This window comes from Microcystis ichthyoblabe FBCC-A1114 (genome assembly GCF_050500245.1).
GTDB classification, from domain to species: Bacteria; Cyanobacteriota; Cyanobacteriia; order Cyanobacteriales; family Microcystaceae; genus Microcystis; species Microcystis ichthyoblabe_A.
In genome coordinates this window covers 3,393,535-3,415,924 of sequence record NZ_CP191408.1, presented here as the reverse complement: position 1 = coordinate 3,415,924, position 22,390 = coordinate 3,393,535, and the positions used below count along the sequence as shown (strand labels likewise).

Below are 22,390 nucleotides of genomic sequence, written 5' to 3'. Positions count from 1 at the left end.
CAGCTTTGTTCTCCCCACACCCCACACCCAACCCCAATAAAAAATTCTCCTTAAGGGCATTTAAGCAGTCTGATGCAATAATCTGAGTAAAACAAGGGTTAGCTCAAAAACCTATTTCGGATGGCATCTGCTTTTTGTGAATCCAACCCTAAAGCAGATGCTTTGGCTTCCGCAGAACTCATAAAAGCCTCTGGGGGAACATTCAGATTTGATAAGTCACCGAGATATTTTTCATATTCGACTTCTTGAGGAGTGAGAGGAGGCGGAGATGGGTTGATAAACTTATTCCAGATAGCCTCTGCTTTTTGCCCATCTAGCTGTAATTCAGAAGCTTTGGAGCGAGCGGCACTGATAAATGCGTCCAGAGGTACTTTGAGATTCCATAGTTGAGCGAGATATTGTTCGTATTTTTCGTAGCCAGAGTCAATCTCAAAACCTAGAACTGGATTAGATGAAGAGGTACTCTCTTGTTGACGTTCAGTTTTAGTAGGCGATTGAGCATCAGAAGAAGGAGAGGGTTTCAATCGATTAGCGGTACTGAATTCACGAATAATATTTCTTTCTCGTAAATATCTGGGATTATCTTCTGCTCCCTGTCTGCGAAAATCAGACAACCGTTTTTGAAGATATGATTCTAATTTTTCTTGGATTTGCTGCTTTTGGGCTGGTGTTTCCGCTGTATAGATTAATTCATCAAGTTGGCGTTTTAATTCCTCTTTATCATTGCGACAATCAGGAAGTTGCAAAACCTGAACTGCATCTTCCCAATTAGCAGCCAGGGTCACTTTTTCTTGTTCTCCGTGAACTTCTATTGTGTAACGAATAACACGCTGATTGTTACTCTGGTTAATCTCATCGAGCAAAATTTCTAAAGCTCGATAAATTACTACTAATTCTTCTATTTGAGAGTCGGGGGGGATAAAGTCCCAAAAAACGAGATCCTTTTGAATATGAACCGAAGGAGGAAGATCAGCCCTTTGCCCTCGTAGTCTTTTTCGTTCAGCTTCAATACGTTGCCCTCGCCAGAGTTGATATGACTCGCGCATTTTATCCATTCCTTGAATACACCGCAGGGAAAATCCTCCCACTTCATGAATGGCTAAAATTTTGTGGCGTTCTTTTTCTGTCAGGGGTGCGATCGCTTGCTGCTCATTAAAATATATCCTTAAAATATCAGCTTGTTTTCTTGCTCCTGGCTCTTGGGGATTATCACCTCCTAGCAAACCAGCTTTTGCAAAATCAATATAGTCAAATCCAGAGTTTTGAGGAATATTTTGGTCTAATCTTACTAGAGGTTTCGATTGTTCAAACAACTCCTGAATCTTGGCTTTCTGCTCTAATTCGTCGGGATAATCTTGCATAAAGTAAGTACAAGCATCCATATTTTGGACAAGCCTTGTATTATTCCCAGCATTTTTGATAGTAGTCTGCGTCTGCTGATAAACAATTTGAGAAAAATCAGGATATTGAATGTCTTTAATTTTCTCAATATCAAAAAGACGGAAATAAGCGTTAGCAGGTCTATCTTCTACCCATAAAGAACTGCTGTTTGCCAGAACTATTTCTGTCAATCTTTCGCACAATACATTTAAACCTTTTTGCGCCGCAACCTTGAGGTTTATCTCGTTTGTATTGACTACGTTAGCGAGAAAATCTTCGTACCATTCGTTGAGTTCCTGACGTTTAAACAATTTAATTCCAACAATTTCTAAAGCATCTGCTTGGTTCATAAAATTTTTAGCTTGAGTGTCAGATTCAATTTTTAATCTTTCGATCCGAGTTTGCCATTTATTAAACTGTCTTTCGAGTTGATTAATATATTCTTTCATGCGACGGAGAACTTCAACTGCTAAAATTCTTGATTTTCTTTCCAAGAAAGCATTTAAATTCTGTCCTAAGTATTTTAAAATATCGTCACATTCTTTATTCATTTGCGATTCTTTTTGCAATCCCCAACGATCTCTCAATTCGTTCATTCGAGATAAACTAGCCTCATACTGCTTACGAGCCTCTTCCTCGATGACTAGCCAATTCTTCTCTGCTTCTTTGGAAAGTCTTTCAATATCAGCATCAAAGCTGCGCTTAATTTCCTCAATTTTTAGCTGAACAAATTTGGGTCCTAAATTACGATCTGCTAAGTTGGCGTATATTTGTTCTCGAAGTTCAGTTTCGGCTTTTTTAATTACCATTGCTTGATTATCATACATCACGCGCAAGTAATCACCATGAGTCCTTTTGTCTGGTGATGAATCATCAAAATGGCGCTTGTAATCCTCAACTTGAGGACGGAGATATTGATCAATAAAGTTAACAATCTTACCTTTTTCCTTAGAAAAGAAACCAACAATTCCTTCCTGGGAACATTGCAATTGGTTATTAGTAATGATGTCTTGACGTAATTGACTTAGCCAAGTTTGTACAACTGCTTGATAAGGGAAAGATTGATCTTTAGCGCGTAAAATTGCTTTACGAAGTTCATCTCTTAAAAGATTAATTTCTCGCAATTGCGAAGTAATCACTGTTTCAGGTTGTGCTGGCAATTTAATTTCAGAATTTTGCCACCACTTGTATAAATCAGTTGCTAGTCGAGAAGCTAGATAGGAGCGAATATGATGAATAGGAACTTCAATGCTGGCTAAACCAAAACTCATGAAATTACGAGGATAGCTACGTCCAATTGGAGGTTTATCGTTGCTCCCCGAAGCTGCTCGTTTGATATTATCTCGAATTGAGCGTTTATAAGGTGAAAAATCTGAAACTAAATCTAAAAAGATGTTTTGAGCCATCACTTCTCTGACTTGATCTAAGCTCAGATTCACGCCAGATCCATTAGTTGAACCTATCAGATAAGTATAATCATAGGGAGCTTGATCGTTTTCAATACGAGAACCTTCATTTCGTGCGTAACGAACACTAAATCTGGTTTTTGGATCGTCGCCTCGATCAGAAAAATAGTTTAATTCTGCTAAGGCAGCATAACCGTTACACTGAACTTTGTCATTAGAATTGACATTACTAAAAGCATCAGGAGTGCAAATAATTGCTGTCAGGTCTCCTTTTTCTCCTTGTTCTCTTTCTTTTCTACCAAATAACCAGTTTTGCAGAGAATATCCCAGATCGATTAACATTCCACTGCCTGTTCCTCCAGCAATTGAACAAGCTACAAAAACATTTAGTTCAGACTTGACTTTTAATTGATAGTTTTCTTGCATGAATGATATATGTTCACTTTTGCGAATCTCTTTTTTTAGTCTTTGACAAGCGGCTCCAATCTTGTCACGATTAAAAAAGAAGGAAAAGCGCCCACAAGCTCGAATTTGCCCAGCACCTTCTTGCGAGGCTAATAACTGGGGATTACTTATGAGTTCAGGAGGCAGCCACTCATGATACCAGTCCCATCCACTGGGATCTTGGACAATTTTTTGAACTTCTGGAAGCGTAACTTTTGAATAGTATTTTTCTCCTTCTTCTAAAGGAGGACCAATCATCAGAGTATTTGAAGGTGTATAACCCGAATCAGTATCAATATATAAAAATTCAACAATGGGAAAATTTTTTAAACTGCCATAGGATTCAGTAATTAAACGACGAACTCGCAAAATTACTTCTAATCCGGTTCCCCCTACTCCAATAACTAAAGTAGGAACAATATCTTTTCTATCTGTTTGGGTAACGCTATACATAATGTTCTCCGTCATTAATAAAAGTTGGTAACTCTAACATTCACTCCAGAAAGGAAAGCCTATCCTCAAAAGGATAAAAACTGTCCAAAATAGGGCATTGAATAAGGCAATTCTTCCCGTCCAATCAAAAGGCATTTTTCTATAGTTTTGCAGAAATCGATCTGTAGGTAGTACCAACATCCACATCAAGGAAATGAAAGCTGCTCCTAGAAAAAAATTGACTTGCTTGGAATTAGAACTAAATTTTTTACGAAAATCTTCGCTGACTAACTTTTGGATATTAGAAACGTTAGCGAGTAAAGCAATACCGCCAGTTTTTGAGGAAATATCTGCTAAATTGGTGGGAATGTTTTGCCCTATAATCAGAAAATTAAGCCGAACATCATTATTGACAGTTTGAGAAATCAAGTTTTCCTCCAATTCAGTCTGACCGTCGGTAATAATTAACATTTCTTTGCATCTTCCAACTTGGAGTTTGAGCGATTCTAGTCCTTTTTCTACAGCTATATTTAAGTTCGTTCCACCTCCAATCAGAGAAGCTATACTAGGTTGCACGACTCGATCTAAAGACTGCTCGATTTCTCTGGGGTTATTAGAGAAGTTTTGGGTAATAGGAATTACTTGATCGGCAAACCCATACAAAGATAGCAGAATAGGGTTTTCTGCTCTAGCATTTTGGCGAGCGTACTCTTTAACCGCTTCGATTTCTGCAGCCATAATTGTTCCTGTTCCTCGAAAAATATTCGTTGATTGATAGGTGCTTGAACTCAGATCGAGCATTATTTGTACTGATACACTTGGAGGAAACCATTTAAGAGAGCTAGTTAATAAAGCAAGAATCAGAAACAATCCTGTCAAAATGGCTGGGATTTGAAAATAGGGATAACGCCAAACAGGTTGAGGAGTGTGTAAAATCATTTGTTATTGAATTAATTGAAATCCGTAATCAACATTTGGAGGACGATTAGGAGCCCCTTTGGTGACTTTGACCAACATTGATTCTTCTTGTCGTTCTCCTTGAGCATTAAATTGAAGCTGCTGTCCAGAGGTTTCTGAAGCTGGTAGATTAGTTGCTTTTAAGTCTTGTAAGACACTAGCGCGAGTCGGATTTTCAGACAAGGCTTTAAGCAGTGCGATAGTCGCATCAAAACTACTTGCTGTTCGCCAGTTAATAGCTCCACCCCAACGCTGATATGCAGCTTGGGCATAGGGTTGATTATTGGCAACCCAAGGAACCGCTATGATTAGACCCTCTATAGCATTTCCCCCACTTGTGAGGATATCAGAACCATACAGTGAATTTCCTCCCAAAAGCTGAAACTTCGTTCCAGGGACTTGAGCATTAGCTTGGGCGAGAGAAATAGCATTGGAAATGTTACTAGGGTCTGGAAACAAGATGATCGCAGTGACTTGATTGCGAAGGGATTGTATTTCTTGCTTAACATCTAAATTTTGTCGAGTTAGATCGATCGCCGTGTAGACTTCACCTCCTAATTGCTTAAAGGCGTTTTCAAAAACCTCAAATAAGTTCTTGCTAAATGGGCTATTGGGATCGTAGAAAACTGCTATCTTTTGAACCGACAGTTTATTTTTAGCGTACTCTGCTAGTATTTTTACGCTCTCTCCGTCTGAAGGCACCGTTCTCAAGAAAACATTACCCGATAGATAATCACTGGTACTGGTTGGTGAAATCATGGCTAGTCCTACCTTTTCGTATTCAGGAAGGGCTGCTTGACTTGCTTTGCTAGAGTTATGCCCAATCACTCCTAAGACATTCGGGTTATTAGCCAGATTTTGAGCAATCATTTGCGCTCTTGCCGGTTCATTACCATCATTAGCGATCATTATCTCGACTAAACGCCCCCCTGCTCCTCCTGCGTCGTTAAAGCGAGTTTGAGCATCAGCCATTCCGCGTAACATATCTTGGGCAATATTCAATCGATTATCGATAGGAACGACAGTTGCCACAACTAAAGGAGAGCCTTTAAGACGTGCTTTGGCATTGTTGAGGTAAATTTGTACTTCTGGATCGTTGCGATTTCCTAAAACTGCTTTCTCGAACTGAGTAACTGCCTCAGCAAAATTCCCTGCTATAAATGCTTCTACGCCTCGATCTCGAAAGGGATTGGCTTGTGTTCTATTTAAGGTGCGCTCACCAGCACTGATCCAAGTGGGGTCAAAGGTAGTTGGAGTAGGGGAATAAGGAGTGCCAGGAGTCGAAGGTGAAATGGTAGGGGTAGGGGTAGGAGTAACGGCAGATTCCGAACCACCAAAAATTTTATCTTTTAAAAGAAAACCCACACCCAACGCGGCTAACAATAATGCTGCCGCTATGATAGGTTTGACTGGTAGTTTAGGAGGTTGCTTTCGCTGGGGTAAAGTTGCTTTTCCGTCTTGCCCACGAACCATTGGACATCCAGGGAAAGAGCAGGTATCTCCCCAATTCTCGATTTCATCGTGTGTTTTACCTGAATGTCCTGTACAAGTCCAAGATTGTGGAGAAGTATTTGTCATGATGAAGTTGCTACCCCCTGATCTCAAGGTGATTAGTTTGGCAACATTGCTTGGTAGTGTATGTAATTCTGTTAAAGTGGGCAAGGTAAAATCAGAAAAAAGGACTGAAGACCTTGGGGAGACCACGGTTAAGCCTCGTCCTGCCCAACCCACGATTCAACTTCATCTGTACACATACTGCTACCGTAATTGTACAGGAGAGCATCCCATAATTACAATAAGCAGAAGTGCTTAGAACGCTTAGAACTAACGGTTCGCTCATTTTCTACCGATAGTGTTCTTTAGGTGATTTCTGAGAAGGAAGGTACCGCTCCGTGAGATATGTTTGTCTTCTGAGAAACGAATTCAGATTGGCGATACATTTATTCTAGACAAAGAGGTGCAACAGGTTCCCACCCATCTTAGCGGTTTTTAGCCTCTTCAAATGATCTTTTTTCTAAAGCTGAATATGGCTGTAACTTTTATTCAATCAGGCATCGGAAATTCCGATTTATGCAAGAGGTCTAATGACAGGGAAGAAAGACACGGTATTGAATTTCCTCTCCTTGCTGCCTTCCAGTGGTTTAGCTTGTAACAAAAATGTCTCCCTATGTCCTATCCCTAATAAAAAATTCTCTCTAAAGGCATTTAAGCAGTCTTTAACCCTTATGTGCTACAATTTTTGAAGATTTTGCCATTCATTTAGGTTCAATCAGGGATCACAGCCTTTTTAGGGAAATTTTATGACAAGTAACTACGGCGCGGAACAGATACAAGTTCTCGAAGGGTTAGAACCAGTCAGGAAGCGGCCGGGGATGTATATCGGTACGACCGGGCCGCGGGGACTACATCATTTAGTCTATGAAGTGGTGGACAACTCGATCGATGAGGCCCTAGCGGGTTACTGTACTCATATCGAAGTGGATATCAAGGCCGATGGTTCCGTCAGCGTCACTGACGATGGCCGGGGTATTCCCACCGATGTCCACCCCACCACGGGTAAATCTGCCCTCGAAACCGTTCTCACTATACTTCATGCCGGCGGTAAATTTGGCAGTGGTGGTTATAAAGTGTCGGGAGGGTTACACGGGGTCGGGATTTCCGTCGTTAATGCTCTTTCTGCATGGGTCGATGTCACCGTCTGGCGCGATCATAAAGTACATACCCAACGCTACGAAAGAGGTATCCCTGTCACAGAATTGGTCAGCAGTCCCAGTCAAGAGGAAAAAACGGGAACTAGGGTTAATTTCCTGCCGGACACCGAAATTTTTAGCCAAGGTATCGAATTTGATTACAGTACCCTCTCCGGACGTTTACGAGAACTAGCCTACTTAAATGCCGGTGTTAAAATCACCTTTAGCGATTACCGTGCCGAAGAACCCCACATCGAAACCTATTGTTATGAGGGGGGTATTAAAGAATACGTCGCCTATATGTGTCGGGAAAAAGAAACCCTGCACAAAGATATTATCTATGTATCGGGGGAAAAGAACGGAATTAATATCGAAGTGGCGTTTCAGTGGTGTATAGATGCCTATAGCGACAATATTCTCGGTTTTGCTAATAATATCCGCACCATTGACGGGGGAACTCATCTAGAAGGATTAAAGGCAGTTCTGACTCGTACTTTAAATAATGTTGCTCGTAAACGCAATAAAATTAAAGAAAACGAGCCTAATCTAGCGGGGGAAAACGTCCGCGAGGGTTTAACCGCCGTTATTTCCGTAAAAGTCCCCGAACCGGAATTCGAGGGCCAAACCAAGACCAAATTAGGTAACACCGAAGTCCGGGGTATCGTCGATTCGCTGGTGGGGGAAACTCTCAACGAATACCTAGAACAAAATCCCCAAGTGGCCGACACGATTATCGAAAAAGCAGTACAAGCGTACAAAGCGGCGGAAGCAGCCCGACGGGCCCGGGACTTAGTACGACGGAAATCGGTCTTGGAATCCTCACCTTTACCGGGTAAATTGGCTGATTGTAGCGAAAGAGACCCAGAAAAGTCAGAAATTTACATCGTCGAAGGGGACAGCGCTGGCGGAAGTGCCAAACAGGGGCGCGATCGTCGTTTTCAAGCGATTCTACCTCTGCGGGGAAAAATCCTCAATATCGAAAAAACCGATGATGCCAAAATCTACAAAAATACGGAAATTCAATCCTTAATTACCGCCCTCGGTTTAGGAATTAAAGGAGAAGATTTCGACCCCTCACAATTGCGCTATCATCGCATTGTTTTAATGACTGACGCTGATGTGGATGGCGCACACATCCGAACTTTGTTGTTAACTTTCTTCTATCGTTATCAGAAGAATTTAATTGACCAAGGTTATGTATATATCGCCTGTCCTCCTCTCTATAAATTGGAACGCGGTAAAAATCATTCCTACTGCTATAGCGATCGAGAATTACAGCAAAAGATAGCGGAATTTCCCTCCAATGCTAACTACACAATCCAACGTTTTAAAGGGTTAGGAGAAATGATGCCCCAACAACTTTGGGATACCACCATGAATCCCGAAACTCGCACTTTAAAACGGGTGGAAATCGAAGACGCAGCCAAAGCAGAGGAATTATTTACCATTCTTATGGGCGATCGAGTTGCCCCCCGGCGAGAATTTATCGAAACCCACGGACCGCGTTTAAATCTTACGGATTTGGACATTTAAACGGTAACTTCGGAGGGCGCAGGTTGCTTGCGCCCCTACAGTAACGGATTTTGTCCACAATGTAGGGGCGAACTGCGTTCGCCCAAAAGGTACATTATCAAAGCGCAAGTCCCTAACTACCTGAGATCGATCGAAATGGGATTTAATAAAAATAAGGCCGCATGACTAGCCATTTCTTCTGATAAATAAATCTTTTTATATTTAATAATCCCCGTTTCTAGAAAAGAATCCCTTAACATGGCTTTTGTCCCACTATTAAAGTCCGCTTCGTAAAAAACTTCTTTAATTCCCGAAGAAATAATTAGTTTCAAGCAGGAAATACAGGGTTCTAAAGTAACGTAAATACTAGCTCCTTGGGTAGAAATACCGTGTTTAGCCGCTTGAGCGATCGCATTAGCTTCGGCATGAATTGCCCGAGAGGGAATTTCTCCGGATTCCCGACAGGTTCCCAAACCGGGATAACAAAAACCCTGGGCAGTACAATGAACCGTTCCCGATGGGGAACCATTGTACCCCGTGGCTAAAACCTGCCGATCTTTGACAATTACCGCACCGACGGGAAAAGCTAAACAGGTGGATCTGGTGGCGGCTAATTTAGCGATCATTAAAAAGTATTCGTCCCAAGTCGGTCTTTTTTCTTCAGAGTTGATCACGGTTTCATACCAAGCTAGAAAAAGCGAAAAAGAGGGGGTTATCTCTGATAGCTTATCATTAGTTGACCTCTAAACCAATTAAAGCACTACCCTGACTACCGATCGCGTAGTCAATGTAGTCACCAGCCTCTTCTAACTGATAACTGCTCACTGATTAAGGAATAGCATAAAAACTGAAAAAACCTCGAAAAATTAATAATAATTTAAATAATTTGACTGCTTGAGAATAATTGAGATTTTGGCTGATAGCTAAACCCTGACGACCAGAAAAATAACAGAAATTCTTAAGAAGCTAAAGGGTTTAAATCCCCAGAGAGGGCATTGTAAAATGAAGCGGTTAGTTATCTACTAGAAGAGAGGACTTTTCCGTCCTAGCGACGCAATTCTATGGAAATCTTTAACCCAAATTGCCAAGGAGACTGAATTTTAATGTCTGTTAATTTTCTAGGGGTTGGTTTGTTTCACCCTCTCCTGACCCCTTATCTCGCCCTCCATATACCCGACGGCTTTTTGAGTCCATCGGTGAGTCTATTTACTTGGATAATTGCCGTTGTCCTGATTGGCTTTTCTCTCAAAAAAGTGCGCGGTCACTACGCTGAACGGGCTGTACCTTTGATGGGAGTTTGTGCCGCCTTTATTTTTGCCGCCCAGATGATTAATTTTCCCATTCCGGGGGGAACCTCCGGACATTTGTTAGGGGGGACTCTCGCGGGGGTTTTACTCGGTCCCTGGGCGGGTTCTCTGGTGATGGCGGTGGTTTTTATCGTGCAAGCTTTATTTTTTCAAGATGGTGGTTTAACGGTTTTAGGGGCTAATATCGTCAATATGGGTCTGATCGGGACGTTTGGCGGTTATTATCTCTATCTGGGGATTAGAAAAGCCTTCGGTTTTCATCGTTGGCGCAGTATGGCGATCGCTGTTGCCGTCGCTGCTTGGACAAGTGTGGTGGTGGCTGCGTTGGCTTGCGCCCTGCAATTGGCTTTATCGGGGACTGTACCGCCTTTAGTCGCCCTTGTGGCCATGTTATCTTGGCATATCCTCATCGGTATCGGGGAAGCGGTGATTACCGTTTTCGCTGTCGGTTATATCTGGCGAACTCGTCCCGATCTCCTCTACGATCCGCCCCATTCCGTTAATACTTCTGTTTCCCCTTCCTAAGCTTCTCGTCAATAAAGCAATTAATTCGATGAATATTCGCAAAAATAGCCAATTTTTTCTGATTGGTCTGGTATGCTCCCTAATTGTTGCCGTTTTTCTTTCTCCCTTTGCCAGTCCCGATCCCGACGGACTCGATCGAGTGGCGGAAGACTTACAATTTAGCCAAAAAGAAGACCCTAACGCCCTCGGTAATCAATTACCCTCCGCCCGAATTTTTGATGGTTATGCCCTCAAAGGTGTTCCCGAAGGTGTGGCCACTCCCCTCGCCGGTTTTCTGGGAACTCTTGCCACTTTCGGCATCGCTTGGGGTATCGGTAAATTAGTCATTCCAAAATCCCAAAATCAGGAGTAAGGAATCAGGAGTCGGGAGTGCGGCATTTGGCTGAAATTTCCCTAAATCCCTAAATACCTAAATCACTGATAACTGATAACTGAATAAATGCTACATATTGCTACTTTTTCTCGCGAAAATGAGTGCCAAAATTGCGGTTTTTGGCAGAAACTTGCGCCCCATACCCGGGTTTTAGTGACTCTTTTGTTAGTTTTTGCCACAGCCTTAACCCCGAATGGTAGCTGGGAAACTTGGGGGATTTACGGATTAGGATTAATTATTTTAATTCTGATCAGTCGGGTGACTATTAGCGTACTTTTACGAAGAGTAGCGATCGAATTTGTCTTTATCGGTGTGGTTTTATTGGGAACTCTTTTTCGTGATGGCGGGGAAATTCTTTGGTCTTGGGGATTTTTGCGGATAACTAGCGAGGGATTGCTGGTTTTAGGCAGTGTGGCCTTTAAAGCTTTTCTCTGTCTTTGTACGGTCAATATTCTGGTTTTAACCACAGCAATTCCCGACCTGTTACAAGCCTTAGTTACCCTGAAAACTCCCCCTTTATTGGTGGCAATTTTAGCTTCTATGTATCGTTATCTAGCTGTTTTGATCACTGAATTTAATTCCATGCGAAGGGCAGCAATTGCGCGCAATTTAATGAGTAGTCCCCGATGGCAACGGTTGCTAGTGGGACACATGATCGGCGCTTTATTTATCCGCACCTACGAACGTGGCGATCGCATTTATCAAGCCATGTTATCGAGGGGTTACACTGGTTCCTTGCCTTCTGTACAGGTTCCCCAAAGTAAGCTGAAAGATTATCTCGCTATAATTGCCATAGTAATTCTGATCCTCTGGGGTCAAATGGTACATCTACTCAGGTAAAAGTCTCGTTTTTCATGCACCACAACCCGATTTTTATTGAAAACCTAGTTTATACCTATCCTGACGGTACAGAAGCGTTAAAAGGTATTAATTTAGCCATTGAAGCTACGGAAAAGGTGGCTTTGGTAGGGGCCAATGGATCGGGAAAATCCACCTTATTACTGCATTTTAACGGTATTCTCCCGCCGCAAACCGGTAGAATCACCGTCGGTCCGTACCAAGTTAAACCGGAGAATTTAGAAAATATCCGCAATTTTGTCGGTTTAGTCTTCCAAAACCCCGACGATCAGCTATTTATGCCCACTGTCTGGGAAGATGTGACTTTTGGCCCGATGAATCAGGGAATTCGGGGAGAGGATTTAAACCATCGCTGTCATCATGCTTTACACGCGGTGGGATTGGATTCCCAGCATTACGGTAAGAGAAACAGTCAGAATCTATCGGGGGGTGAAAAAAAACGCGTGGCAATTGCAGGGGTTTTAGCCATGTTACCGGAGGTCTTAGTTTTTGATGAACCTAGCGCCCAACTGGAACCCCGGTCCCGTCGGCAATTAATACAACTGTTGGCCACTTTACCCCAAACCCAAGTGATCGCCACCCACGATCTCGATCTGGCTTTAGAACTATGCGATCGCACGGTGGTGTTAAGTCGTGGTCAGGTGGTAGCTGAGGGAGAAACCGCTAGGATTTTAAGTAATCGGGAATTTTTGGAACAACACGACTTGGAAACACCCCTTTGTTATAGTCGTCCCTACTGTGCGATCGCTGATGCCCCCTATACTGATGTCTGATGCACAATTTGGAGATTTATTATCGGTTTCTTGCATTATGAGAGAGGACAAAAGCGAGAAAGTCTGACATTCTTGAGATAGGTAGCACGAAAATCGAGGCCATTTCTCACGATGCAAGCTCTGCTAGAAAAAGCTCAGATAGCGTTGAATAAAAAGGACTGGGAGACAGTAAACGCCAGCATACAGCGACTTTTAAACCAAAAAGATGCGATTGAACCGATTATTAACGATGAAATCCTCGATTTAGCCCTAGAAGCTTTACAAAAATGCGATTTTCAACAGCGATGGGAGATAGCGAAACTATTTCCTCAAATCGGTCAATCGGCGATCGCTCCTCTAATTGCCCTGTTAGAATCCGAGGAACAAGATGGGGAAATGCGCTGGTTTCTGGCGAGAATTCTCAGTCAATTTGACGATCGAGCCTGTATTCTCGCTCTCAGTCAATTATTGCAAAGATCGGAGGAGGAGGAACTCAGCCAAATGGCTGCGGCTGCTTTAGCTAATATCGGCAGTTCTGCCATCTCTAGTTTAGGACAATTACTGTCCGACTCTAATACCCGTTTTTTAGCCGTACAAGCTTTATCACAAATTCGCCGGCCGGAAATTATCGAACCGCTTTTAACTGTAGTTAAGGATCAATCTAGCGCCATTCGGTCCATGGCGATCGAAGCTTTAAGCAGTTTTCACCATCCCCAGATTACTGCGATTATCCTCGATGCTTTACAGGATCCGGCCATCGAGGTGCGACGGGAAGCAATTAAAGCTAGTAGTTACCTAGGGACGAATTATCCCCAAGCAGATTTACTTAACCATCTGCAACCGCTGTTATTCGATGTCCACCTCGAGATCTGTCAAGAAACGGCGATCGCTCTCGGTCGTATCGGCACAGCAACCTCAGCTAAAGCTTTAAATCCACTGCTGCAATCTTCCTTAACTCCCGATAGTTTAAAATTAACTGTAGTGCGAGCATTGGGCTGGATCGAGGATAGAGAAGCTTTAAATTATCTAGAAAAGGCTTTATATAGCGAAAATGTCCTAATTTGTCGGGAAATTATCGCTATTCTCGGCCGGCAAACCTGCCAGAAATTACGCCAACAAGCAGGGGAAATTCTCAGTAATTTTTATCACTCCCGTCCGGCGCTCTTCACTGATACGGGAGTTAAACAGTCTCTAGCGATCGCTTTAGGAGAATTAGAGCGGGATAATAAAAGTATTTTGCTGACTTTAGCAGCCGATGGGGAAGCAATCGTCCGTCTTCATGCTCTTAGCGCCCTGAAAAAGCTAGATCATGGGAATATCTAGCTAATTTACCGCTGCACAGATGTGATGAATTTGTCAGTGATCCGCATCCATTTCCCCAAGGATAGCGTTTAATTTCTCCTGCGCTTCTTGAGCAAATTGGGCATTAATGGAAAAATTGAGGCTCTCTTATTCTTTGTGTGATAAGTTTAACTTATATATTAGTGATCGATCTTTGTGTCCTTTGTGTCTCTGTGGTTCGTTCCACTCACTGCCCCAAGACTGTATCTTAGAATACATTTTAGCCACCAAACCTAAGAGAGCCATCTATCTGATTAGTTAAAGCTAAAACATATCTTTCTACTATTACTGATCACTTACTAATAAATGATTCTAGCTGATAGCTGATAACTAAAAAACTGATTACTGATTACTGATCACTGATCACTGATTTAAGGTCTTTGCAGGAAGATTAATTCTTCAACGGGGAGGAAATCATAGTATTGACCTTGATTAGCTAAAACTGCGATTAAATGGAGACGAGCATCGGGTTCAATGTGTAATCCTTCCCAGGGGACAGCAATCTCCAAACATTGATTAAAAGAAGCTTTGGCACTACTAGGAACTCGTTGCCAAGTAAAATATTCTTGAGCGACTTCTAACCAAGTAAATTCCGTGATTAAATTAACTCCTAGATGATGATGATAACCGTAATCGAGGGGCGATCGAGGGGGAATATCTGCTAAGGGAATTGGACTTTGCAGACGATGCACTTCATCATAATACCAATATAAATGTACTTCAGGCGGGATATCTTTGCCTAATTCTGCCCCCGGTTTCCAATCGAAACGCAGATAAAAATTGAGGTGATCCCAACCGAAAAAGAGCCTTTGTACTAAGGAAGTCCGGTGCATTGTACCACTGGCGCCGCCAATTTCGATCCGTCCAGCTTTATCCCAATCCTGTTCGTCCCCAAAACCGTCGATAATGGGGTGAATGAAAGCCAGCGGACGATTACTTTGTTTATCCCCGTGTTCTTCCACCGGTTCGAGCAAATAGGAGGGAATTGGCTCATTTAAAGCTTGATAAAGAGCGATTAGGTGTTCGCGGAAAAGTTGGTCAAAAATTGCGTCATGATTGGAGGAATGGCCATAACCAAACCACCAAAACCAATCGGAACCTTCCGCTGCATACAATGCTTCCCACGCATCGGGGTTATTATCTTCCGTCGCTTCCGGGTGATTAGCGAGGGTTTGACGGGCTAAAATTAGATATTCCCAAGCTTTATTTTTAGCGGGATCGCCGATCCAAGTGGTAAAACTGGCATCGATCCAAGAGCCACTATGAAGTTGATTGACAGGGATTTTTGCATTAGCCGGAAAGCGATCGAGATATTCCGAGACGGTGACTAATTCGATCGCTTGGTGGTCGCTTAAAAGTTGATAAAGATTCTCTAGGAAGGGTAAACCGTCTTGATGATAGTTTTCCCAACAGTTTTCGCCATCTAGCGCAATGGTAACTAACCAGGGTTTTTCTAGCGTCGTGGTTTCTGCGTTGGTTTTCAGTTGTTCGGCGATCGCTTCTAGGTGTTTAACTAAGTCTGTAGCGGCCTCTTGCGCTTTCATGCCACTATAGCTAAATCCGATCAGATCCGAGAGACGATGATCGCGGAAAACCATCGATAAATTGCCGTTGCTAGTTTCCAGAAGGTAGGGACTATAAAGCAATTCTGGTTCGCTAATATTGCCTTTTTCGTCGCGATGAAAGTAATGTCCCAGAGACCAACCTAACACCCCCTCATCGGAACATAACCACTGAAAACCCTGTTTAGCGACAGCGGGGAGAATTGCGGGACTAACGGATTGTTCCGAGGGCCAAAGTCCTCGAGGTTGTTTATCAAAGCGATCGATATAGATTTGCCAAGCTTTCCGGAGATGGCGGCAAATATCTTCAGGATAGTGGAAATATTGGCGAGGAAGGGTCATATTCGGCACCGCTACCCGGCCGGCTTCCGAGTTGGCCAGCAGGGGTAAAATCGGATGGGTGTAGGGACTGGTAATGATTTCTAGTTGTCCGGTTTCCTGCATTAACCGGTGTTGCGGCAAGATACGACGCAGAATTTGACGCTGTTTGGAGATAATTCGCTGGCGATCGCTTAAAGTGAAGTTTTTTCCCTGTTCTAACCAAGCAGCGATTTCTGGGTCACTGTGAAAGATAGGATCGATCCAAGCGAGGTTATGCCAAGCCAAGAGATCGCTATAATCTTGGAGATGCCAATGGCTAATACACCAACTATGACCGTTTTCTTGACGCTGTGCGTATAATTGGGCGTAACGGGGGTGCGGATCGATCAGGGTACGATGGTTAGCATCGAAAAAGTGTTCGAGGATAAAGTGTTTTTGTGCCAGGGTTAACTGCGCTTCTGGGGTGACGGTGAGGGCAAGATAGGGGTCTATAGCTAGTCCGTTGACGTAATCCTCTAATTGCAGGATTAAAGAGGGGACAAGGTTGACAGTTTGGTGTAATTTGGGAAAACGTTCTAGAATTAAGATTAAATCGAGATAATCTTTCACTCCATGCAGTCGCACCCAGGGTAAGCGATATTGTCCCGAAGCATCGGTGCTAGTTTGACAGGATTTGTAGAGGGGTTGGTGTTGATGCCAAATAAAAGCGACGTAGAGAGGATAGGCCATGATAATACCGAGGAAAAGTGCATATAACAGGCTTTAAAGCCGTTATATTAGATAATAATGGACAATAAAGCCCATTATAGATTCTTAAAAGTTGATTTCGGTCACTACCATAATCCTATCAACTGGTTTTGAGGGGGTATCGTCTCTTTGTATTTGTTAAAGGATCGGCTCCTCTGGTGGTGAGTATTGGGAGTTCAGCAGTAAGCTGTTCGTAATTTAAATTGCGGGCTCTCCTGGTTTTCCTGTATTAATTTTTGTTATGAATTAAAGCAAGCAAACAGCTTAATTGGTAAATTCATAACTTATTCTTTTAATAAGCTTTATTTTGGTATTCATTCCCTCAATTAATCCGTCGGTTGTATGATTTTCAAAGTAATTACAAATACCAGGCAAATGCTTCTGGATCATGCTGGCACTACTTTGATATAATATTTCGCTTTTCCAATTTTCTCTCAGCACCTCTGAACGTTCTACTACTTTGATAAATTTGTCTAATTTCTTCTTTAATTTCCCAGACTATTCCCAAGCATGAATGTTCTTTCAGGATAACTTCTAGTTGTTGTTTTTGCTCGTGCTTTAAGTCCTCTTTATTCTTCCATAATAAATGAGGTAATCCTTTTTCATGCACCCCCATTAACTTTCTCAATTTATTAAGCTCGTCATTGATGATAGCCATTACATGAAAACGATCATAGATGATTTTAGCATTGGGAAATAATTCCTTGCTCACTGCTGTAAATCCTGACCACATATCGACGCTCACTTCTTTCACCTTCTCCCGAACTGTTTCTGGCTGTGCTTTTAAGGATTCCCAATTCATCTTGCTTATGTCCTTTAATCACATCTAGTAAAATTTTCTTGTCCAGATCTACGACCGTTGTTATGAAATCTTTATGTCCTTTTAAGTTACTAAATTCATCTAAGCTTATTCGTTCTGGTGCTTCCCACTCTTCCTTTTCTAGTTCTTTAGCACAGTGATTAAATATTAACTGAACTTCTGACCATCCTAACCCTTCTTCTCGACTTATTTCTTCGATACTACAATTTTTTACTCTCTCATAAATCATCGATTCATAGCGGATTGTATGATGCTGTCTTAATCTCATAAAACTCCTGAGAGGGGGACAAGCGAGCTAGAAGGTAGATAGGGCAAGCGATATTGCTCTTTGTCCTTTGATGCAATCCTTCAACCGATAGCGGCTAATTTGCATTAGCTCTTCTATATTTTTTAGGAACATTTGATGTAGCTGGAGCCAATGATAGAGATGTTGACCCACATAAAAACTGCTGTGTCTGCGTTGACCTTTATATCTTTTTTCGGGTCTTGTGACATATTTTTGGATTCCCATATCCTTAATTTTTTTACCTTGTAGTGTGGCACTTGTATAGGCGATAGCTATAACAATTATCAGCTTTGATAGGTATTGCGGTGCTAATTGAGAACCTTCTAAGCTATAGCATCCCGACTTAAAATCTCGGAACATCTCCTCAATATCAAATCTTTTTTGATCGGCAATTATTGCCGTCTCTAAATCCCCAAAATTTGTCAGAATATATTAAGGTTCTTTTGTTTGAAAACCCCCATAGGTTTTTTTCCACTTACCCGCTAAGTTAAACTGTCCAAATCCCTGCTCTTTTGTAATATTGACATCCTTCAAAAATAGTTTAGTTCCTGGACTTAAACCTAACTCTCTCATTTCTGGATAAATTCCTTCTTTTGTCTTCACATTTGTACTTTTGTCTTTAATTCCTTTAACAACTTGATAGCCTTCCTCCCATTTCTCCAAAAAATTGACGATTAGTTCGGGGGGATATTGAAAGTCGGCGAAGACTAAAATAAACGCATCCCCAGTTCCTTGTAAAAGTCCGTAATAGCTAGAACGAACAAAGCCAAAATTCCTAGCGTTAATGATAATTTTAACTCTAGAGTCGCTTTGAGAGATTTGCTCTAATATGCTGACTGTTTTATCTTGAGAGTCATTAGACCTCGACCTAATATTATCTCAAGACTAAAAGTCTTTCTAGTTAAGAAGCTTGCCCGAATAGAAATAATTTTAATTGTCCCATGTTTTTCTTAAAGGATGTTTGAAAAGTCAGGAGACCACTAGGGGTAGTGTCGTGATATATAGCGGTTCTCACACCTGTGTGGCACAGTTAAACCTTTGCTAATTAGGGTTTTCAACATCGATAATATACCTCTTGCGAACAGGAAACGCTATAGGCGCTTTTAGGCTTCTGTTATTGAAAAGAGAGGCAATTTTTCGAGGTTGCTTATATTACAATATTTCATTGTACAGCTTTAAATACTTAGATGCTTGAATCTCAAGAGTAAATTCTTGCTCCACTTTTTGCCTTGCCCGAATGCACAATTGGTTATACCTTTCTGTATCTTCTAATACCCAATTAATTCCGCTTGCTAAGTCTTCCACCTCGAAGGGGTGAGCCAGATAACCATTCTCTTGATGTTCGATCATATCAGGCATTCCACCAATTTTAAAGGCAACAGATGGAGTGGCACAAGCGAGAGCTTCCATGACTGTATTGGGAAGATTATCCTCAATTGAGGGAGCGACAAAAATATCGGCGGCGGCATAGACTAAAGCTAGGGAAATATCATCATTTAATCTGCCTAAATAATGGGTTTTTAAGCCGAAATCAGGCGGATTCACTGGTTCAGAGGCACCGAAGACCACTAACTCTAATTTATGCCACCATATTTCCCCCTGCTGTTTAACAGGGAAATAGAACCCAACAGTATGGCCGTGACGTAGTACCTCAACGGGAGTCTCAGCGTATATGTATTTAGGGAGTTCGCTCCGAAATTCTCGCACCCCAATTTTCTCAATGTATTGTGTACACAGTGTAGCACTATTTGAGAAAGGACATCAACAAATAACTTTACTCATGTTTTACCAGATGAAATTTTTAATCTGGTTTAAAGAAAATGCCATCCATCTGCAACATCCTCCCAGTTTTTTCGGCAGTAAACCCTGGTTCAATACCGTACAGTTCGTAACCTAATTTTTCTACGATATGAATCATTTCTTTAAACAGGACTTGACTTTCGTAGAGAGGGACTAAAGATAATTCAAGCTTAATACCTTTAACCAAAGGCAAAATTGCGGTTGCTCCTTCTAGCACTTGTTTTTCCAATCCTTGCACGTCTATTTTGAGGAAAATGGATTTAGTTTCGCTTTTGATATAGTCCTTGGCAATGGTATCTAGCCTGCTCAATTTTACTGTTTCTGAGCCAGAGTAAGCTGATTCCGGTGCAGATTCTAAGTGAGCATCCAGCATTGGCAAAGCTGAACTACTATAACTATTACCAGCAATATTGATGATAATTTCACCTTCTTGGTTGCCGATGGCAGCTTGGGGAGCAATTTCCCACAGAGGGTCTTTTTCACTAACAGCTTTTAACTGAGAGTAAGCACTTGACAGTGGTTCAAAGGAAACTATCCTCCCCGAATAGCCTAATTCTCGCAGTAATTTAGCATATTGCCCAATATTAGAGCCAACATCGAATACTAAGTCAATATTGTGATAGGCCAACAAGCGCTGCATTTTCGCCGCTTCGGATGTTTGGATATTGTATCTTTTTAGATCAATTCCTAAACTTCTGGAGAGTTTCTTAATCGTTTTTTTGATCATGACAGATAGTTAATTAACCGTATATGTGGTCGTAAGATTGCTGCTAGTGATGAGTGGATAAGAAAACTGCTATCAGAAAAGTCTATACAAACTCTGGCTATTTATAAATAAAAGTTATAATAATTCTTGATCGTAATAGCTTAGCATATTTTAGCAACTTTCTCGATCAAGCTAAAGTAGTGAGGCGTAGATTGAGTGGGTTTGTTCTGCACATTTTTCCCAAGAAAAACTCTTTACCCTTGCCTTTCCTAATTCTACAAGCTTTTTTGTTAAATCTGAATCAAATAATACTTTTTCTAGCGCATTAGCAATACTCTCCATATCATAGGGATCGAAAAATTCGGCTGCATTACCAGCCACTTCTGGAAATGAACTTGTGTTGCTACAGACAACGGGACAGCCAAATGACATAGCTTCTAGGATTGGTATGCCAAATCCTTCGTAGAGAGAAGGATAGACAAAGGCAGATGCTTGACTGTATAATTTTGCCAAAGTTTGATCGTTGCCATTAATATGTAGAACTTTATCTTCACTTAGTCCTAAACCGTCAATTAAATTAAGTTCATCTTGAGAAAATTTCTGACCTCCCGCGCATAACAAATTGAAGTTACTATTAAGACTAGAATGGCTGGCATAGGCTTTAACTAATCGAGAAAAGTTTTTGTACCATCCCCGCTGTCCAACATAGAGAATATAAGGATGATAAGAATTTTGCTTATATAATTTAGAAGTTACTGAAGGCGCAGAAATTAGAGAGTAACCAAGATAGACCACCGCTATTTTTTCAGCATCTATATCAAAAATATTTATCATATCTTCCTTAGTACTGTTAGAAATACATATAACATGATCTGCCCTCTTAATTGCTTGTAATTTAATAGAGGAAAAGTCTTTTTTTCTCCCTAGGAATAAGTTAGCAGATTTAGGTGCAGAATCAGCGAATTTTTCATCAATCATATCATATACTGTAATTACTTTTTTAGTTTTAGATGAATTGGCGGCAATGCTATTAAAAGTGTAGTATGTTTCATGAAGAATATCAGGAGTATCAGATTTTATCCAGACTTTAGATATTAGAGCGTTGATAAAATCTACAATCCTAGTTGTTTTAGGTATTGATGGTCTTTTCCATCCATTAACCAAATTAGGAGGACAATGCTTTAAATATTCATTTATATATAAACCCGCCAGAATTTTTACTTCACAATCGTCGAAGTTTGCCATTCGTGTGGATAACTCGTAAAAATACCGAGAAACTCCCCCATATTTTTGGAAGGTAAAAACTTGATGATCGTAGACAATTTTCATGACATTAATTTGTCTGTAGTTATGTGATCTATTTTGTTGAAATTTGTTTTAAAATAATATCTCTATCTGAAAATAATTTGCTTTTCATTCGTTTACTAATATATGCATATAACAACTTAGAAAGCCTTCCAGATAAAATTTTGAATAATCGATTATTAATCGTTTGGTCAGTAAGGATATGCAAACCATAATTGCTAGTAGAATAAAAATTTAAGGACATTTGTTTTGCTAAGAAATCGAGAGTCTTATGCTGAAAAAAAGATATGTGCTGACCTGTTTCATGGGCATAGTACCACCAATCATTTGGTGCTGGGGGAAGCCCATCAAAAAGCTGAGTTGAAAAGATCAAAGTTTTGCATTCTGTACTTTCAAGCGATTTGGATATAAATTCTACAGGATCATACAGGTGTTCAAGAACTTCAAATGCAGTAACTGCCGAAAAAGCATTGTTTGTATTACTAGCTTCAAAATAATTTGCGAATATATTTTGACAGTATAGATCTGACCAGTAAAAATCAAACCCTACATCTCTCATCAACCTTGTTAATAGTCCATAGCCACCTGCTATGTCTAAATATTTGCCATTTTTTTCAAATAAATAATACAAAATACAAGTTAATTTTTTTGATATAGTAATATTTCTCACTACTAATCCTGTATCTGTAGATGCTATGGCATTTTGATAGGCTTCTTCTAACCAGTAGGGTTTTTCAGTTTGCAGGAAACCACAATTTTGGCAGAAAAAGTAATCAACTTCATATTTTTGTAAAAGTTTGGCTCTAAAAATTTTTTCTCTGCCTGATTGACAAATTGGACATTTATTATTACTCATGATAGGTATT

Annotated in this window: 15 protein-coding genes and 3 pseudogenes; 6 read left to right on the top strand and 12 right to left on the bottom strand. The window is 41.0% G+C overall.

Annotated features, from left to right (window positions below; all coding sequences use genetic code 11):
* Nucleotides 1-98 precede the first annotated feature (98 nt).
* The 3 genes from ACQY1Y_RS16525 to ACQY1Y_RS16515 form a co-directional block, all read right to left on the bottom strand.
* Nucleotides 99-3,683, bottom strand: a complete 3,585-nt coding sequence (locus ACQY1Y_RS16525) for a tubulin-like doman-containing protein (RefSeq protein WP_430013166.1) — start codon at nucleotides 3,681-3,683, stop codon at nucleotides 99-101.
* Between the two features lie 33 nt (nucleotides 3,684-3,716).
* The gene (locus ACQY1Y_RS16520; protein WP_430013165.1) at nucleotides 3,717-4,400 is read right to left on the bottom strand and encodes a VWA domain-containing protein; all 684 of its coding nucleotides are present in this window, start codon (nucleotides 4,398-4,400) and stop codon (nucleotides 3,717-3,719) included.
* Between the two features lie 204 nt (nucleotides 4,401-4,604).
* A complete protein-coding gene (locus ACQY1Y_RS16515) occupies nucleotides 4,605-6,197 on the bottom strand; it encodes an ABC transporter substrate-binding protein (RefSeq protein ID WP_288136519.1) in 1,593 nt (530 codons plus the stop codon).
* 722 nt (nucleotides 6,198-6,919) lie between these two features.
* On the opposite strand from ACQY1Y_RS16515, the gene gyrB reads away from it, so the two are divergent.
* Complete coding sequence (gene gyrB / locus ACQY1Y_RS16510; RefSeq protein ID WP_036400481.1) at nucleotides 6,920-8,842, top strand: DNA topoisomerase (ATP-hydrolyzing) subunit B; 1,923 nt, start codon at nucleotides 6,920-6,922, stop codon at nucleotides 8,840-8,842.
* Between the two features lie 116 nt (nucleotides 8,843-8,958).
* Here gyrB and ACQY1Y_RS16505 read toward each other — a convergent pair whose 3' ends face one another.
* Nucleotides 8,959-9,495: a deoxycytidylate deaminase gene (locus ACQY1Y_RS16505; protein WP_110578255.1), complete on the bottom strand. Its 537-nt coding sequence runs from the start codon at nucleotides 9,493-9,495 to the stop codon at nucleotides 8,959-8,961.
* 429 nt (nucleotides 9,496-9,924) lie between these two features.
* On the opposite strand from ACQY1Y_RS16505, the gene ACQY1Y_RS16500 reads away from it, so the two are divergent.
* From ACQY1Y_RS16500 to ACQY1Y_RS16480, 5 genes are all read left to right on the top strand, one after another.
* Nucleotides 9,925-10,653 carry an energy-coupling factor ABC transporter permease gene (locus tag ACQY1Y_RS16500; RefSeq protein ID WP_002755902.1) on the top strand — a complete coding sequence of 243 codons (729 nt, stop codon included), beginning with the start codon at nucleotides 9,925-9,927 and terminating at the stop codon, nucleotides 10,651-10,653.
* Between the two features lie 28 nt (nucleotides 10,654-10,681).
* The gene (locus ACQY1Y_RS16495) at nucleotides 10,682-11,005 is read left to right on the top strand and encodes a PDGLE domain-containing protein (protein WP_430013164.1); all 324 of its coding nucleotides are present in this window, start codon (nucleotides 10,682-10,684) and stop codon (nucleotides 11,003-11,005) included.
* A gap of 87 nt (nucleotides 11,006-11,092) precedes the next feature.
* Entirely contained in the window at nucleotides 11,093-11,866 is a 774-nt protein-coding gene (gene cbiQ / locus ACQY1Y_RS16490) for a cobalt ECF transporter T component CbiQ (RefSeq protein WP_430013163.1), read from the top strand.
* A 14-nt stretch (nucleotides 11,867-11,880) separates the two neighbouring features.
* On the top strand, nucleotides 11,881-12,657 hold the full coding sequence (locus ACQY1Y_RS16485; RefSeq protein WP_430013162.1) for an energy-coupling factor ABC transporter ATP-binding protein: 777 nt from the start codon (nucleotides 11,881-11,883) through the stop codon (nucleotides 12,655-12,657).
* A 111-nt stretch (nucleotides 12,658-12,768) separates the two neighbouring features.
* On the top strand, nucleotides 12,769-13,959 hold the full coding sequence (locus tag ACQY1Y_RS16480; RefSeq protein ID WP_430013161.1) for a HEAT repeat domain-containing protein: 1,191 nt from the start codon (nucleotides 12,769-12,771) through the stop codon (nucleotides 13,957-13,959).
* Between the two features lie 389 nt (nucleotides 13,960-14,348).
* Here ACQY1Y_RS16480 and ACQY1Y_RS16475 read toward each other — a convergent pair whose 3' ends face one another.
* From ACQY1Y_RS16475 to ACQY1Y_RS16440, 8 genes and pseudogenes are all read right to left on the bottom strand, one after another.
* Entirely contained in the window at nucleotides 14,349-16,589 is a 2,241-nt protein-coding gene (locus tag ACQY1Y_RS16475; RefSeq protein WP_430013160.1) for a glycoside hydrolase, read from the bottom strand.
* Between the two features lie 257 nt (nucleotides 16,590-16,846).
* A pseudogene (locus ACQY1Y_RS16470) lies at nucleotides 16,847-17,701 on the bottom strand (ISL3 family transposase); the annotation flags it as partial.
* Nucleotides 17,702-17,722: 21 nt separating this feature from the next.
* Complete coding sequence (locus ACQY1Y_RS16465) at nucleotides 17,723-18,073, bottom strand: hypothetical protein (RefSeq protein WP_430013159.1); 351 nt, start codon at nucleotides 18,071-18,073, stop codon at nucleotides 17,723-17,725.
* A gap of 222 nt (nucleotides 18,074-18,295) precedes the next feature.
* A pseudogene (locus ACQY1Y_RS16460) lies at nucleotides 18,296-18,571 on the bottom strand (glycosyltransferase); the annotation flags it as partial.
* 294 nt (nucleotides 18,572-18,865) lie between these two features.
* A pseudogene (locus tag ACQY1Y_RS16455) lies at nucleotides 18,866-19,315 on the bottom strand (glycosyltransferase); the annotation flags it as partial.
* Nucleotides 19,316-19,514: 199 nt separating this feature from the next.
* Nucleotides 19,515-20,240, bottom strand: coding sequence for an FkbM family methyltransferase (locus ACQY1Y_RS16450; protein WP_430013158.1), 726 nt, complete (start codon nucleotides 20,238-20,240; stop codon nucleotides 19,515-19,517).
* Nucleotides 20,241-20,411: 171 nt separating this feature from the next.
* Nucleotides 20,412-21,548: a glycosyltransferase family 4 protein gene (locus tag ACQY1Y_RS16445; RefSeq protein ID WP_430013157.1), complete on the bottom strand. Its 1,137-nt coding sequence runs from the start codon at nucleotides 21,546-21,548 to the stop codon at nucleotides 20,412-20,414.
* Nucleotides 21,549-21,576: 28 nt separating this feature from the next.
* The gene (locus tag ACQY1Y_RS16440) at nucleotides 21,577-22,380 is read right to left on the bottom strand and encodes a class I SAM-dependent methyltransferase (protein WP_430013156.1); all 804 of its coding nucleotides are present in this window, start codon (nucleotides 22,378-22,380) and stop codon (nucleotides 21,577-21,579) included.
* Nucleotides 22,381-22,390 lie beyond the last annotated feature (10 nt).

What these genes read in the sequence shown, in the direction of transcription:
- ACQY1Y_RS16465 (WP_430013159.1), bottom strand. Translation starts at nt 18,073, where the DNA reads ATGTTCCGAGATTTTAAGTCGGGATGCTATAGCTTAGAAGGTTCTCAA.
- ACQY1Y_RS16450 (WP_430013158.1), bottom strand. Translation starts at nt 20,240, where the DNA reads ATGATCAAAAAAACGATTAAGAAACTCTCCAGAAGTTTAGGAATTGAT.
- ACQY1Y_RS16445 (WP_430013157.1), bottom strand. Translation starts at nt 21,548, where the DNA reads ATGAAAATTGTCTACGATCATCAAGTTTTTACCTTCCAAAAATATGGG.
- ACQY1Y_RS16485 (WP_430013162.1), top strand. Translation starts at nt 11,881, where the DNA reads ATGCACCACAACCCGATTTTTATTGAAAACCTAGTTTATACCTATCCT.
- ACQY1Y_RS16525 (WP_430013166.1), bottom strand. Translation starts at nt 3,683, where the DNA reads ATGTATAGCGTTACCCAAACAGATAGAAAAGATATTGTTCCTACTTTA.
- gyrB (WP_036400481.1), top strand. Translation starts at nt 6,920, where the DNA reads ATGACAAGTAACTACGGCGCGGAACAGATACAAGTTCTCGAAGGGTTA.
- ACQY1Y_RS16515 (WP_288136519.1), bottom strand. Translation starts at nt 6,197, where the DNA reads ATGACAAATACTTCTCCACAATCTTGGACTTGTACAGGACATTCAGGT.
- ACQY1Y_RS16480 (WP_430013161.1), top strand. Translation starts at nt 12,769, where the DNA reads ATGCAAGCTCTGCTAGAAAAAGCTCAGATAGCGTTGAATAAAAAGGAC.
- ACQY1Y_RS16500 (WP_002755902.1), top strand. Translation starts at nt 9,925, where the DNA reads ATGTCTGTTAATTTTCTAGGGGTTGGTTTGTTTCACCCTCTCCTGACC.
- ACQY1Y_RS16520 (WP_430013165.1), bottom strand. Translation starts at nt 4,400, where the DNA reads ATGGCTGCAGAAATCGAAGCGGTTAAAGAGTACGCTCGCCAAAATGCT.
- cbiQ (WP_430013163.1), top strand. Translation starts at nt 11,093, where the DNA reads ATGCTACATATTGCTACTTTTTCTCGCGAAAATGAGTGCCAAAATTGC.
- ACQY1Y_RS16475 (WP_430013160.1), bottom strand. Translation starts at nt 16,589, where the DNA reads ATGGCCTATCCTCTCTACGTCGCTTTTATTTGGCATCAACACCAACCC.
- ACQY1Y_RS16495 (WP_430013164.1), top strand. Translation starts at nt 10,682, where the DNA reads ATGAATATTCGCAAAAATAGCCAATTTTTTCTGATTGGTCTGGTATGC.
- ACQY1Y_RS16440 (WP_430013156.1), bottom strand. Translation starts at nt 22,380, where the DNA reads ATGAGTAATAATAAATGTCCAATTTGTCAATCAGGCAGAGAAAAAATT.